Below are 13,633 nucleotides of genomic sequence, written 5' to 3' on the forward strand. Positions count from 1 at the left end.
GGGCGCCCGTTTCTTGCCGGACCCCTCACCCTCCCCGTGCTGCGCACGGGTCCCCTCCCTCTCCCGGGGCGGGAGAGGGTGTGATTGGCGGTGTGCATCGCAATCTCCTCACGCCGCAACCGGCTGCCGCGGCGCCTTGGCGGCGGCGGGAGCCAAATCGATGACGGTCAGCGTCGTGCGGATGCGCTGCTTGGTGCCGTCCTGGAAGGCAATCGTGGTGTCCACGTCGATCTTCGGCTGGCCGGCATAGATGCTGTCGATGATGGTGCCGTACTTCTCGCCGATGACGCCGCGGCGCACCTTGCGGGTGCGGGTCAGTTCGCCGTCGTCGGCGTCCAGCTCCTTGTAGAGCAGCAGGAACTTGGAGATGCGCTGGTATTCGGGAAGCGTCTGGTTCACCCGCTCCACCTCCGCCCGCAGCAGGTCGTAGACCTCCTGCTTGGACGACAGGTCCGAGTAGGTCGTGAAGGCGATGCGGTTCTTCTCCGCCCATTTCGACACGATGGGGAAGCGGATGCAGATGATCGCCGACAGATACTCGCGCTTGTCGCCCAGGATCACCGCCTCCGCGACATAGGGCGAGAACTTCAGCTTGTTCTCGATGTATTGCGGGCTGAAGCGGTCGCCCTGGGCGGTGGTGGCGATGTCCTTGATGCGGTCGATGATGACCAGATGCCCCTTCTTGTCGAAGAAGCCGGCGTCGCCGGTGTGCATCCAGCCGTCGCGCATATCGGCGACGGTCGCCTTCTCGTTCCGGTAATAGCCGGCGAACATGTTGGGGTGGCGGGTGACGATCTCGCCGACGCCGTTGTGGTCGGCGTCGATCACCTTCACCTCGATGCCGCCGTCGAAGGGCACGCCGACCGTGTCGAAATCCACGTCGGTGCCGCGATGGACGGTGTAGGCGCCCATCGTCTCGGTCTGGCCGTAGATCTGGCGGAGCGGCACGCCCAGCGCCTGGAAGAACTTGAAGGTGTCGGGGCCGAGCGCCGCGCCGCCGGTCGCCGCCGATTTCAGGTTGGTGAAACCCAGCCGGTCGCGCAGAGCCTTGAACAGGATGGCATCGGCCATCGCCGAGCGCTGCCCCTTGGCCAGCGCCTCCAGCCCCAGCTTCATGCCGAGTTCGAACATCTTCTGCTTGAAGGGCGAGGCGTCCATCATGCGGGCGCGCACGTCGGCGGCGATCTGCTCCCACAGGCGCGGGGCGAACAGCACGAAGCTCGGCCCGATCTCGCGGAAGTCGTGCATCATCGTCTCGGCTTCCTCGACGAAGTTCACGCGCATCCGCGACACCATGCCCATGCCGACGGCATAGACCTGCTCCATGATCCAGGACAGCGGCAGGACCGAGACATACTCGTCCTCCGGCCCCTTGGGATCGGCCGACAGATAGCTGGCGACATGGCGGATCAGCCGTCCGGCCGGTAGCATCGCCATCTTCGGGTTCGACGTGGTGCCCGAGGTGGTGCAGAGGATGGCGACCTCCTCCCCCTTCGTCGCGGCGACCATGCGGTCGTAGAGGTCCGGCTGCTGCGCGTGCAGCTCCTCGCCCATGGCCACCAGATCGGTGACCGGCATCAGGCGCGGATCGTCGTATTTGCGCATGCCGCGCGGGTCGGAATAGATGATGTGCTGCAGCGTCGGCAGCCGCTCGGCAAGGTTCAGCAGCTTGTCGACCTGCTCCTCGTCCTCGGCGAACACCACCTTCACGTCGGCATAGGTGATGAGGTACGCGACCTCCTCGTCCAGCGCGTCGCGGTAGATGCCCAGGCTGTAGCCGCGCACCGCGTGGGTGGCGATCTCGCCCATCACCCAGTCGGGGCGGTTGTCGCCGAGAAGCCCGACGACCTCGCCGGGCACGACGCCCAGCTTGGTCATGCCCAGTGCGAAGGCGCGGACGCGGGTATGGACCTGGCTCCAGGTGAAGGTGCGCCAGATGCCGAAATCCTTCTCGCGCATGGCGATGTCGCCGCCATGCTCGCGGGCATGCAGGGCCAGCAGCTTCGGCAGGGTGTCGTTGGCCACCAGATCGGGAAGCGTGTTGGTCGTCATCACGCGACCTCCTTCCGGGGCGGAGGAACGGCGGCGGACACGGCGGCAACCGGCGCCTCCTCCTCGTCATCCTCGCCCAGATAGGCGCGGCGGACGCGGGGATCGGCCAGGACCTCCTCCGGCTTGCCCTCGGCGATCTTCTTGCCGAATTCCAGCACCATCACCCGGTGCGAGATGTCCATCACCACGCCCATGTCGTGTTCGATCATGACCACGGTCATGCCGAATTCCTCGTTCAGGTCGACGATGTAGCGGGCCATGTCCTCCTTCTCTTCCAGGTTCATGCCGGCCATCGGCTCGTCCAGCAGGATCAGGTCCGGCTTCAGCGCCATGGCGCGCGCCAACTCCACCCGCTTGCGCAGGCCGTAGGACAGCGTGCCGGCGGTCGCCTTGCGCACATGCTGGATTTCGAGGAAATCGATGATCTCCTCCACCTCGCGGCGGTGGGCCAGCTCCTCCTTCCTGGCCCCGGTCAGCCAATAGAGCGACCCGGTCAGGAAGTTGTTCTTCAGCAGGTGGTGGCGCCCGACCATGATGTTGTCGAGCACGGTCATGTGCCCGAACAGCGCCAGATTCTGGAAGGTGCGGCCGATGCCGAGCGAGGCGCGATGGTTCGGGGTCAGCCCCGTCACGTCGCGGCCCTTGAAATAGACCTTGCCGTCGGTCGGCCGGTAACGGCCGGAGATGCAGTTGACCATCGAGGTCTTGCCGGCCCCGTTCGGGCCGATGATCGAAAACAGCTCGCCCCTGCGGATGCCGAAGCTGACGTCGGTCAGCGCATGGACGCCCCCGAAGCGCAGATTGACGCCCCGAGCCTCGAAAATGGTCTCCGCCTGGGTGGTGGGCGAATTTTGGCCAAGGGAATTTTGGCCAGGGCCGGGGTGTGGTGCGACGGGCGCGCCTGACATTTCCTCCTCCGTTGCTGTTGGTACCGCTTCTCGGGGTCACGATCCGGCTCTTGGGGGCCGGCGGGGTCCATATTGTGGACCGTTTCATGAGCAACTTCCGCACTATATACCGAGCCTCATTCTGTTTTCAACACTGACATTCCGCCACTGCATGTTTTTTGTTGCGATAAGCGGCCGCACGGTCCATATGATGGACCTCATGAACAGCCCCGCCGACATCGCCCCCTCTCCGGCCGCTCCGAATGCGGCGGGCGGCACCCAGAGCCTGGAGCGCGCCATCGCCCTGCTGCGCGCGGTCGCCGACGCCGAGACCGGCGGCGCGCGGCTGGCCGACCTGATGACCGGGGTCGGGTTGTCGAAGGCGACCGCACACCGTCTGCTGATGGCGCTGGCGCGCGACGGGCTGGTGGAGCAGGACGCCCGCAGCAAGCGCTATCACCTCGGCCCCGATCTGGTGGCGCTGGGCGATCTGGCGGCGCTGCGCCACCGCCCGCCTGCGCCTCCCCCTGCCGCCCAGCCCCAAACCTCCGCCCAGCCCCCGGAAGCAGCGCCACCCTCGCCGGCACCACCTCCGCCGCCCGCCCTGATGGTGCGGCCGTCGGCCTTCCTGCGGCCGGAGTACCGCGGCGACTCCATCGCGCTGGCGACGCTGCTGTGCGACCGCCATGTCCGCGCCGCCGACGGCGCGCGGGCGGCGTTGCTGCATGAGAGCGTGGCCGGCCAGACGACGGAGCTGAGCTTCGCCCGGCTAGCTCGCGATTCGGCGCGCTTCGCCGCCGTGCTGGCCGGCATGGGGGTCGGCGCGGGCGACCGGGTGGCGGTGCTGCTGCCCAAGGGGCCGGAGCTGCTGATCACCGCGCTGGCGATCTGGCGGCTGGGCGGCGTCTATATGCCGCTGTTCACCACCTACACCGCCTCGGCGGTCGCCTACCGGCTGGCCGACAGCGAGGCGCGCGCCATCGTCACCAACGGCTTCCTCCGCCGCAAGGTGCCGCGCGACAACACCCGCCCGGTGGTGACGGTGGAGGGCGACGAGGCCTTCGGTCCCGACGCCGTGCCCTTCTGGTCGTCGCTGCACGAGGCCGCCCCGCTGGCCGAGGTGGCGCGCTACCGCGAGGGCGACGCCTTCGCCCTGATCTACACCTCGGAATCGGAACCGACGCCGCTCGGCGTGTCCCTGCCGGTCAAGGCGCTGTCGGGGATCGAGCAGTATATGCGCATCGGCCTCGACCTGCGCGACGACGACATCTACTGGAACATGGCCGATCCCGGCTGGGCCTATGGCGCCTATTACGGTCTGGTCGGGCCGCTGCTGCTGGGGCGGACGACGATCTTCTGCGACGGCCCCTACGACGTGCGGCAGGGCTACCGTATGCTGACCAAGTTCGGCGTCACCAACCTGACCGCGGCGCCGTCGCAGATCCGGGCGTGGCACGGCGCCGATCCCGGCGTGTCGCACCAGTTCGCCCTGCGCATCCTGTCGGTGGTGGGCGAGCCGCTGCCGCCCGACCTGATCGCCTGGGCCAATCGCACGGTGAAGGTCCCTCTGCTCGACCAGTATGGCCAGCGCGAGACCGGCATCTTCATCGTGAACCGTTACGACCCCGACGGGATCGGCCGTTACGAGTCCGACGCGCCGGAGGACGGCGACGCGGTCCAGCCGCCCAGCGGTTCGCTCGGCCGGCCGATGCCGGGCTTCCGCGTCGTCATCCTCGATCCCGACGGGCGGGAGGCGCCGGTGGGCGGCGCCGGCGAGATCGCCATCGACGTCGACCATTCCCCGCTGTTCTGGTTCGAATCCTATTCGAACAATCCGGAACGCACCGCCCGGCGGTTCCGCCACGGCCGGCGCTATTACCTGACCGGCGACCGCGCCTTCCTCGACGCCGACGGCAACATCCATTACCGCGGCCGGGCGTCCGACGCGATCCAGATGCAGCAGGGCGAATAGGCAGCGGCCCTGCTTTTCGGGTATAGATCGCCTCCGAGGATGCGGCAGCCGGAAAAGCGCGAAGGACGGGTATGGAATCCAAGACGAAGAACCGCGAATCCTGGCTGGCCGCCGCCTTCGCGGCACTGGCCGAAGGCGGCGTCGACAAGGTCCGGGTGGAGTTGCTGGCCAAGGCCCTGAAGGTGACCAAGGGCAGCTTCTACTGGCATTTCCGCGACCGCACCGACCTGATGAACGCCCTGCTCGACAGCTGGAAGACGGGCCGCATCGCCGCCATCAAGGAACAGACCCGGCTGGACGGCCGCGAGCCGGCGCAGCAGCTGCGCGACCTGCTGGCGCTCTATGGCGGCAGCAAGCCGCGCGGCATGGCGATCGAGCTGGCGGTGCGCGACTGGGCCCGCCGCGCGCCCGAGGCGGAAAGCGTGATCGCCGAGGTCGACCGCGAGCGCCTGCACAGCGTCGCCGGCCTGTTCGTGGCGCTCGGCCTGCCCCCCGACCAGGCCTTCGCCCGCGCCTACCTGTTCTACGCCTTCGCCTTCGGCCAAGGCCTTCTCGCCCCCGGCGCCGCCGCCGACCGCGCCGAGGTGGTGCGGGCGATCTGCGCCGACGTGCTGGTGCCGGCCGCCCAGGAAGACGCCTGAGATAAACGCCTGGGTAAGATGCCCGAGACACGCGTCCGGCGCCATGCGGCGGCCTCCGGCCCTGCCCCGCGACTATGCTGTTGAGGGAGATTGTCAGAAGGGCGCATTGGCGGTGGAATGGAAACCCTGGATCGCACCGAGGCATTGCAGGCGACGGTCCAGGACATGCCGGAACGGAGGCGGCGCCTTCCGGACCGGACGGACGCGCGCCTGCAGAACCTTGAACGCCATTCACCGCCTGAAGAAGGGGAAGCGCCATGCCCCAGACAAACCTCCCCGAGGATCATACCGAAGACCGGCGCGCCGATGCCGAAGACTGGCGGCACGGCGAGGAACGCCGCACCAGGGCGGAAGAGGCCCGCGACGCCGCCGAGCGGCGGCGCGAGGAGGCCGAAGAACAGCGCAACGCGATGTTCGAACGCCACATGGAGGCGGAAGACGCCCGCCTGATGGCCGAGGAGGGACGGATTACCGGCGAGACCCAACGGCGGGAAGCCGAAGACTGGCGGATCGATGACGAAAATCATCGCCGGGCCGAGGAAGTGGACAGGCGCTCGGCGGAGGAGAGCCGCCAAGCCGAAGAGCGGGCGCGCCGGCACCATGAGGAGGCCCGCTTTTCGGCCGAGCAGGCCCGGGCTTATGCCGAGCAGGCGCGGATCGAAGCCGAACGGGCGCGCGCGGCGGCCGACGAGCAGCGTCAACTGCTGGAGGAGATGCGCGAAACCGTCCGACGTTACGAAGCCCTGCTGGCACGGAACGGGTGAGTCCCGTCAGGAGGTATAGGCCAGCCGCAGGTTGCCCCAGTGACGGCCGCGCACGACGATCGGCGCATCGACCTCCTTCAGCCGCACCATCTGGCCGCCGCCCATGTCGCGGCGGTAGGCCTGCAGCAGGAACGGGCGGGTGTTGCGGGCGGCGGCGAGGCCGGAGCGGTCGGCGAAGACGCGCCGGTTGCGGCAATGGGCGGCGTTCCAGTCCGCGTCGCCCGGCCGCTGCTTCTCGGAATAGCGGGCGTTGTGGGTCGGCAGATAGCCGACGGCGTTGACCGCGGCACAGAACTGGAAGCGCGGGTTGGAGGCCAGCACCGGCTCCTGGATCGCCGGGAACAGCCGGTCGGTCAGCTCGGTGAAGGGGGCGAGGCACTGTTCCGGCTCGGTGCCGGGGATGGTGGACAGCTCCGTCGAGAACAGCGCCTCCTCGCCGATGCTGCCGTTGGACAGCGCCCCGTCCAGCGCCTTGGCCAGCGCCGCCGCGGTGTCCTGCACGGTGCGGATGATGGCCGAATCCGCCTCGATCATCGCGGTGTAGGCACGGTCCAACTGGGCGGTCTGGGCGTCCGACAGCTCGTCGAAGGCCAGATGCAGGCCGAGGTCGCTGGTGCCGGCGACGATGGCCGGCAGGTCGCCGACATTGCGCAGAGTCACGGTCAGCCGCGTCTGCTCGGCCAGCTCCGGCAGCCCCTTGCTCTCCACCAGCAGCCCGTCCAGCGACAGGTCGAGCATGGTGACGCTGCGGCGGTCGCCGGCAACCGTCAGGCCGATGGGCTCCTCGCACGGGATGCGGTCGGAGACGCGGCGGTCGCCCGCCACCGACTGGCGCAGCGCGATGACCAGCCGGCGCTTCAGGTCGGCCACCGCGCACTGGGTGTCGGTCATGCGGCGGCTGACGTCGGTGGCGATGCCGGTGATCTCGTCGGTCTGGTCGCGGATGTGCAGCACGCTGCCCGACACCTGCGAGGCGCCGCCGGCCGAGTTGGTGGCGCTGCGCCCGATCTCGGCATTGGCGGCCGACTGCTCCTCCACCGCGGCGGCGGTGGCGGCGGCGGCCTCGTCGATCTCCTCGATCACCGAGATGACGGTCTGGATGGCGCTGACGCTGCCGCCCACCGCCTGCTTCAGCTGTTCGATCTGGCGGGCGATGTCCTCGGTCGCCTTCGCCGTCTGGTTGGCCAGCGTCTTCACCTCGCTGGCGACGACCGCGAAGCCCTTGCCCGCCTCCCCCGCCCTTGCGGCCTCGATGGTGGCGTTCAGCGCCAGCAGGTTGGTCTGGCCGGCGATCTCGTTGATCAGGTTGGCGACCTTGGCGATCTCCTCCGTCGCGACCTCCATCTGGCCGATGGCGGTGGCGGAGCCGCGGGCGCTGTCCACCGCGCGCCGCGCCACCTCGCTGGAGCGCGCCGCCTGCCGGGCGATCTCGTGCCCGGCGGAGTTCAGCTCCTCCGTCGCGGCGGCGACCGACTGGGCGTTGGCGCTGGCCTGTTCGGAGGCGGCCGACACCACCACCGTGTTCTCGCGCACCACGCCCAGCGACTGCATCAGGTGCCGGATGCCGTCGCCGGCGCGGTTGCTGGCCAGTTCCACCCCGATCCAGGTGGCGTCCAGATCGCTCTCGATCGATTTGCAGGTCTCCAGCAGGGCCTGACGGGTCAGTGCCTTCTGGCGCAGTTCGGTCTCGTGCTTCTCGTGGATGCCATAGGCCAGCTTCGCCTTCATGGCGTTCAGTTCCGACGCCACGCGGCGGAATTCCGGCACGCCGACGGGCGGCATCGGGTCGGTCAGGGCGCCGCGGGCGATGCGCTCGAAGGTCCGTTCCAGCACCGCCAGCGGACGGCGCACCGTGCGCAGGATCGCCCAGCCGAACAGGGCGGCGAGCAGGGCGCTCAGCAGCATCGCCACGGCGACCTGGACGACGCGGCGTCCGTAATCCCGCTCCGCCTTGTCGAACTCCTCCCGCGCGACGCGGATCTGAAGCTCCAGCAGGGCGTCGGACACCCGGCGCAGGTCGGCGAAGGCCGGTCGGGTGGTGCTGCGCAGATGGGCGTCCAGCCCGGCGGCATCCTTCTGCTTGGCCAGCGCCAGCGCCGGTTCGATCCCGCGCTGCAGATAGGTCCCGACCAGCGGCTTGAACGTCTCGGCGAGGACGGCCTCCTCCGGGGTCAGGTAGGTCGCCAGATAGTCGGCCAGCAGGCGCCGCATCGCAGCGGCGTTGTCCGCCACCTCCTTCTCCACGGCGATCAGTTCACCGGCGCCGCTTCCCGTCCGCAGGTCGGCGGCAAGGTCGGTCAGGCGCTGCCGGCTGTCGCGGGCGAGGTTCTGGATCTCGCCGATCTGATAGGCGGGAACCGTGCGGTCCTCATACACCGTGCGCAGCGACCGGTTGGAATTCGACATGCCGTCCAGGCCGAGCCAGCCGGCCAGCAGCACCGCCAGGATCAGCAGCCCGAACACCGCGCCCAGCCGCCCCGACAGGCTGGCCCAGGCGAAGGCCGCGGCGCGGCCGGCGCGGCTCTTCCGCACCAGGGAACCTTCCGCCAGCGCCAGCGCGGCGCGGCCGTCGCGCATCTCCGCATAGAGCGCCTCGGCCGCCGCGACATCCTCGCGCGCCGGCTTTGAGCGGATGGAGATATAGCCGGTGACGGCGCCGTTCTCGACCACCGGGGTGACGTTGGCCAGCACCCAATAGTAATCGCCGCCCTTGGTCCGGTTCTTCACCAGCCCTTCCCAGGGCCGTCCCGTCTTCACCGTCGCCCACAGGTCGGCGAAGGCCTCCTTCGGCATGTGGGGGTGGCGGACGATGCTGTGCGGAGCGCCGATCAGTTCAAGTTCGTCAAAGCCGCTGATCTCGACGAAGGCCTGGTTCACGAAGGTGATGCGCCCGCCGGTGTCGGTGCGGGACACCAGGGGAACCCCCTCGGTCAGATGGACTTCCCGGTCGGTGATCGGAGTGTTGACGCGCATGACGGGGTTCCGCTCCAGCCAAAGCCTCGAAGGAATCGGCCGGGTGTGGAGGCGGAACGAAAGCCGCCGGACGACCATATCGGTCGCCACCCCGGTCCGGACCTTTCGCTGCAAGCGGTATGCCGGATCATTTTGTCAGCAAACGAACAAACTTCGCGTTGCCCCACAACGGCGGAGCGAAGTCCACCCGTCACATTCTTCGCAAAATGCATCCGGAAAAGAGGACTGGCCCAAAAGTATTATGCATTTTGGAAAATGCTTTGCTGTCTGATCATTCAGCCGCGCAACGACCCGTTGGACAGCCCGTCCAGCGGGATCGCGGTGACGCTCTTCACCTCTTCCATTACCGCGTAGGTGTGGGTTTCCCGCACGCCACGGGCGGTGGACAGCAACTCGCCCAGGAACAGGCGGTATTCGTTCATGTCGCGCACGCGGGCCTTGACCAGATAGTCGAAGCCGCCGGCCACCATGTGGCATTCCATGATCTGCGGCATGCGCAGCACGGTGGCCTTGAAGTCGTCGAAATTGTCGGGCGTGGTGCGGTCCAGCACCACCTCGACGAAGACCAGCATCCCCGCTTCCAGCCGGTGCGGGTCGAGCAGCGCGACATAGCGCTGGATGATGCCGTCGGCCTGCAGCCGCTTCACCCGCTCCAGGCAGGCGGCCGGGCTGAGGTTGATGCGGCGCGCCAGCTCCACATTGCTGAGGCGGCCGTCATCCTGCAGTTCGCGCAGGATCTTGATGTCGGTGGAATCGAGGCTGCGGTCCATCGGCGGCTCGGAATGCTGTTCGGCTGGCAGCCCCGATCCTAACGGAAAAAACGGGATCAGGCCATGCCGGACCATAGCCGGAGCGGCAAAGACGATGCCGCCCCGAAGCCCGTTCACCTGCAGCCCGGCCGAACGGGATCCCGGTCAGGCCGCCAGCGGCAGGGCCACCGTCATGCGCAGGCCGCCGGTCGGGCGGTTCTCGGCGAGGACACGGCCGCCGAAGGCCTCGATGTTGCGCCGGACGATCCACAGCCCGATGCCGAAATGGGCCGCGCCGGCCTGATGCGCCGCCGCCTCGTCCTCCGGCATGCCGCGGCCGGGCTCGCGGTGGGAGAAATAGCGCTCGAAGATGCGGTCCAGGTTGGCGGGATCGACACCCGGACCCTCGTCGTCCACCACCAGCTCGGCCCAGGCCCCTGTTCGGGTCAGGCGGACGCTGACCGTCCCCTCGGGCGGCGAGAAGCTGACGGCATTCTCCACCAGATTCTCGACGATGGTCTCCAGCGTCTCCTCGCTGGCGCGCACCACCAGCCCGGCATCGATGCGCGAGCGCATGTGCAGGCGGCGTTCGGCCAGCAGCCCGGTATAGCCGCCGGCCATCCGCTCCACCAGCTGCGACAGGTCGACCCGGCGGCGCGACGGGGCCAGCAGGTCGGCCGCCGCCTCGTCCATGCGGCGGGCGAAGGACACCAGCCCGTCCAGCTTGTCCAGCGACTTCTCGATCATGGTCAGGGCGCGCTGGCTGCGGGCGTTCTCCGCCGGCAGGGCGCGGCGCAGCGGTTCCACCGACTGGCGGATCACGGCAATCGGCGTCTTGAAGGCGTGGGCGTTGTCCTCGGCGGCCCGGCGCAGCGACTGGGCGCTGTCGCGCAGGGTGGACACCAGCCGGTCGAAATCCTCGGCCACGCCGGCCAGTTCCGGCACGGTGTTGCGCGCGGCGAAGGAGGCGTCGCGGTCCTCGCGCTCCGGCGTGTCGTCGCCGCCGACGATGCGGCGGGCCAGATCGCCGAAGCGGTTCAGGTTGCGCCAGATGCCGGCCAGCACCGCCAGCACCAGGGCGGCCATCGCCAGATAGATCGCGGCGGCGGCCTGGACCGCCGGCGTGCTCCAATAGGGCCGGCCGATGGAGGAGGAGATGTAGGCTTCCGTCGCGTGGCTGGTCACCAGCGCCCAGCAGCCGAAGCTGGTCTTGATCGGGGTGATGGAGGACAGCACCTCCTCCCCGCCTTCCAGATGGGGGACGCGCATCGCCAGCGTCGAATTGCCGGCGCAGCTCGACCCCAGCCGGTCCAGCACGCCCTGTTCCAGCAGCAGGCGCCGTTCGGCGTCGATGTCGGCGGTGGACAGGCTGGGGGCGGCGGCGACGTAGAAGAAGGGCTCCGGCCCGGCCTTGGCGCCGGACGGGGTGGTGGCGGCGCCGGATGCTGCCACGCGCGGGCGCACCAGCAGCTTCAGCCGCGTGCGGTCGTCGCCATAGCGGGCGAGCGCGATGCTCAGGCTGGGCAGCGCCGTGCGGTCGACGCCCAGCAGTTCGGGTTCCAGCGCGCGGGCGATCAGCTCGCCCTGGCGCTGGGCGCTTTTCAGCAGAAGCTGCTGCGACGCCTCGTCGGCGCGCTGGAACTGGTCATAGAGCAGGACCGGCACTGCGATGAAGACAAGGGTGAGCAGCAGCAGGCGGCTCGCCATCGAGCGCCAGAGCCAGAGCAGGCGGGCGGACGCCCGTCGGGGCGCCCGCATCGCGAGGTCAATCGGCAGCAGCGCCATCGATCAGCATATCCTCGCCCATACCATCCTCGTCGCGGCCCTGGTTGGCCGCGTTCTCGCCCTTGCCCCAGCGATAGCCGAAGCCGGGATAGTTCTCGATGCAGGCGAAGTTGGCGTCGACCGAGCGGAACTTCTGGCGGATGCGCTTGATGAAGGCGCGGACGTTGGCGCGGTAGCCCGACGGGCCGTAGCCGGCGACGAAGCCCTTGCCGTGGACGAGGTCGTAGATCTCGCGGTACGACACGTCCTCTTCCGGGCGGGTCGACATCAGCTTGACGATGTTGAACTCGGTCAGCGTCAGGTCGATGCGCTTGCCCTTCCAGAAGGCGCGGCTGTTGTCCAGGCGCAGCTCCAGCTCGCCCAGGCGGTGGCTGGTGCTGTTGCCGCCGGCCTCCGCATCCTCCGCTCCCTTGGCCGCATCGCCCTTGATGCCGTCGAGGATCAGGCGCATGCGCTTCAGCAGGATCGACAGGCTGCGCGACTTCTCGACGAAGTCCAGCGCGCCGCCGGCCAGGGCGGCCTCTTCGTAAATCTGGTCGGACAGCACGGTCAGGAAGATGACCGGCGTGGCGATGCCGCGGGCACGCATCTGGCGCAGAACGTCGATGCCGTCCAGCTTGGGCATGCGCCAGTCGAGGAGGACGATGTCGACCGACCCGCCTTCGGCGAAGAAGTCGAGCGCCGGTTCGCCACGGTCGAAGGTGATGACCTCGAACCCCTCGTCGCCGAGGTTGAGGCTCAGCGACTCGCGGAACAGGTCGTCGTCGTCCACCAGAGCGATGCGGGCAATGGTCGGATCGGTCATTGCGGACATTCCCTTGTTCGACTCCGCCTTACTGAATCCCGGCGCGGACAGGGCGCCCTGCGTCAGCTTGAGCGAGGAGTTGGGCGAAGCATCGGTGGTCGGCGTCAGGGACATTTTGGCTGCTCTTCATATCGTAGGAGAGGGCGCGGAAGTCCTGGGACGAGGTCATATCCATGAAGAAGAACACCTTGAGGGTGCAATCGCCCTTGGCATACCGCCAGATCTTGGCGGGAGGCGCCTCTTCCCGTGCAACGGGGGACCCCAGGAGTTTGAGAGTCTGGACTTCGTCCAGCCCGACAAGACTGTCGGGGTCGGCGTTGGTGGTTGCGGATTGGGTGGGCGTGCCCCCCGTCGGCGGTGCCGCCGCTTGCGCGGCGCTGTCGGAACCGATGGCCGCCAGATGGGCGGAGGCCTGATCGGCGGATTGGGCGGCGGTCAGCTCCCCGGCCGTCACCGGCGGCCCCGGCTGCGGCATCGGCAGGGCCGGCGCCAGGGTGGCGGCTTCGGAAGCCTTCCGGACCGGCTTGGGCTTCGGCACCGGCGGGGAGGCCGGATGGGCGTTCGGGCGGGCCGCCGTCACGTCCGCTCCCCCCCAGGGTCCGGCCGTGTTGGCCGGGCAACCGGCCAGCAGCAGGACCGCGACCAGCAGGCCCGCATGTCGGCCCCGGCCGGCGGCGTAGGCGCCGTACTGCGCCACATCGCGGAGGACTGCCGGCACGGTCATGGGGGCGGGCCTTTCAAATCCAAAGGGAAACGGGCATATCGGCATTAACACGGGACGAACCATTTCCATCTAGCCTGGAAGTCAACTTCGCGTGCTGGTTGGAGTTGGCCGCGTCTGATGTGCCTAAACTCAATCCAGTCTGGTTAATGGCGCGTTAAAGCCACAGCCCTTACCCCCATTTTGCGAAAGCCCATCAATATTTTTCGAAGTTTCGTTTGATTTTCGAGCGATTCCGGCAGGAGCTGCCGAGGTCTTTGCTCAAAAGTGGTATGAAATTCGGC

The 13,633-nt window shown here is 68.5% G+C and carries 10 protein-coding genes; 3 read left to right on the forward strand and 7 right to left on the reverse strand.

The window, feature by feature from the left end; genetic code table 11:
• Positions 1-108 precede the first annotated feature (108 nt).
• Together B9N97_RS05395 and B9N97_RS05400 are read right to left on the reverse strand one after the other, a co-directional pair.
• Positions 109-2,052: a long-chain fatty acid--CoA ligase gene (locus B9N97_RS05395; RefSeq protein WP_085084104.1), complete on the reverse strand. Its 1,944-nt coding sequence runs from the start codon at positions 2,050-2,052 to the stop codon at positions 109-111.
• The gene (locus B9N97_RS05400) at positions 2,052-2,960 is read right to left on the reverse strand and encodes an ABC transporter ATP-binding protein (protein WP_244560562.1); all 909 of its coding nucleotides are present in this window, start codon (positions 2,958-2,960) and stop codon (positions 2,052-2,054) included. Before B9N97_RS05400 ends, B9N97_RS05395 begins: the two co-directional genes overlap by 1 nt.
• Positions 2,961-3,159: 199 nt before the next feature.
• Between B9N97_RS05400 and B9N97_RS05405 the strand changes: the two genes are divergently transcribed.
• The 3 genes from B9N97_RS05405 (at position 3,160) to B9N97_RS05415 (ending at position 6,316) form a co-directional block, all read left to right on the forward strand.
• Positions 3,160-4,911 carry an AMP-binding protein gene (locus tag B9N97_RS05405; protein ID WP_244560563.1) on the forward strand — a complete coding sequence of 584 codons (1,752 nt, stop codon included), beginning with the start codon at positions 3,160-3,162 and terminating at the stop codon, positions 4,909-4,911.
• Positions 4,912-4,982: 71 nt separating this feature from the next.
• Positions 4,983-5,552, forward strand: coding sequence for a TetR/AcrR family transcriptional regulator (locus B9N97_RS05410; protein WP_085084106.1), 570 nt, complete (start codon positions 4,983-4,985; stop codon positions 5,550-5,552).
• A gap of 257 nt (positions 5,553-5,809) precedes the next feature.
• Entirely contained in the window at positions 5,810-6,316 is a 507-nt protein-coding gene (locus B9N97_RS05415; protein WP_085084108.1) for a hypothetical protein, read from the forward strand.
• Positions 6,317-6,322: 6 nt separating this feature from the next.
• On the opposite strand, the gene B9N97_RS05420 is transcribed toward B9N97_RS05415, so the two are convergent.
• The 5 genes from B9N97_RS05420 to B9N97_RS05440 all read right to left on the reverse strand — a co-directional run bounded on the left by B9N97_RS05420 (position 6,323) and on the right by B9N97_RS05440 (position 13,352).
• On the reverse strand, positions 6,323-9,289 hold the full coding sequence (locus B9N97_RS05420; protein WP_085084110.1) for a methyl-accepting chemotaxis protein: 2,967 nt from the start codon (positions 9,287-9,289) through the stop codon (positions 6,323-6,325).
• Between the two features lie 275 nt (positions 9,290-9,564).
• Positions 9,565-10,059, reverse strand: a complete 495-nt coding sequence (locus B9N97_RS05425) for an Lrp/AsnC ligand binding domain-containing protein (protein ID WP_085084112.1) — start codon at positions 10,057-10,059, stop codon at positions 9,565-9,567.
• 144 nt (positions 10,060-10,203) lie between these two features.
• Positions 10,204-11,823, reverse strand: coding sequence for a sensor histidine kinase (locus tag B9N97_RS05430; RefSeq protein ID WP_085084114.1), 1,620 nt, complete (start codon positions 11,821-11,823; stop codon positions 10,204-10,206).
• Complete coding sequence (locus B9N97_RS05435) at positions 11,804-12,628, reverse strand: response regulator transcription factor (protein WP_085084116.1); 825 nt, start codon at positions 12,626-12,628, stop codon at positions 11,804-11,806. Before B9N97_RS05435 ends, B9N97_RS05430 begins: the two co-directional genes overlap by 20 nt.
• A gap of 28 nt (positions 12,629-12,656) precedes the next feature.
• On the reverse strand, positions 12,657-13,352 hold the full coding sequence (locus B9N97_RS05440) for a hypothetical protein (protein WP_085084118.1): 696 nt from the start codon (positions 13,350-13,352) through the stop codon (positions 12,657-12,659).
• Positions 13,353-13,633 lie beyond the last annotated feature (281 nt).

Source organism: Azospirillum oryzae (assembly GCF_900177515.1).
GTDB lineage: Bacteria > Pseudomonadota > Alphaproteobacteria > Azospirillales > Azospirillaceae > Azospirillum > Azospirillum oryzae_A.

What these genes read in the sequence shown, in the direction of transcription:
- B9N97_RS05395 (WP_085084104.1), bottom strand. Translation starts at nt 2,052, where the DNA reads ATGACGACCAACACGCTTCCCGATCTGGTGGCCAACGACACCCTGCCG.
- B9N97_RS05400 (WP_244560562.1), bottom strand. Translation starts at nt 2,960, where the DNA reads ATGTCAGGCGCGCCCGTCGCACCACACCCCGGCCCTGGCCAAAATTCC.
- B9N97_RS05405 (WP_244560563.1), top strand. Translation starts at nt 3,160, where the DNA reads ATGAACAGCCCCGCCGACATCGCCCCCTCTCCGGCCGCTCCGAATGCG.
- B9N97_RS05410 (WP_085084106.1), top strand. Translation starts at nt 4,983, where the DNA reads ATGGAATCCAAGACGAAGAACCGCGAATCCTGGCTGGCCGCCGCCTTC.
- B9N97_RS05415 (WP_085084108.1), top strand. Translation starts at nt 5,810, where the DNA reads ATGCCCCAGACAAACCTCCCCGAGGATCATACCGAAGACCGGCGCGCC.
- B9N97_RS05420 (WP_085084110.1), bottom strand. Translation starts at nt 9,289, where the DNA reads ATGCGCGTCAACACTCCGATCACCGACCGGGAAGTCCATCTGACCGAG.
- B9N97_RS05425 (WP_085084112.1), bottom strand. Translation starts at nt 10,059, where the DNA reads ATGGACCGCAGCCTCGATTCCACCGACATCAAGATCCTGCGCGAACTG.
- B9N97_RS05430 (WP_085084114.1), bottom strand. Translation starts at nt 11,823, where the DNA reads ATGGCGCTGCTGCCGATTGACCTCGCGATGCGGGCGCCCCGACGGGCG.
- B9N97_RS05435 (WP_085084116.1), bottom strand. Translation starts at nt 12,628, where the DNA reads ATGACCGATCCGACCATTGCCCGCATCGCTCTGGTGGACGACGACGAC.
- B9N97_RS05440 (WP_085084118.1), bottom strand. Translation starts at nt 13,352, where the DNA reads ATGACCGTGCCGGCAGTCCTCCGCGATGTGGCGCAGTACGGCGCCTAC.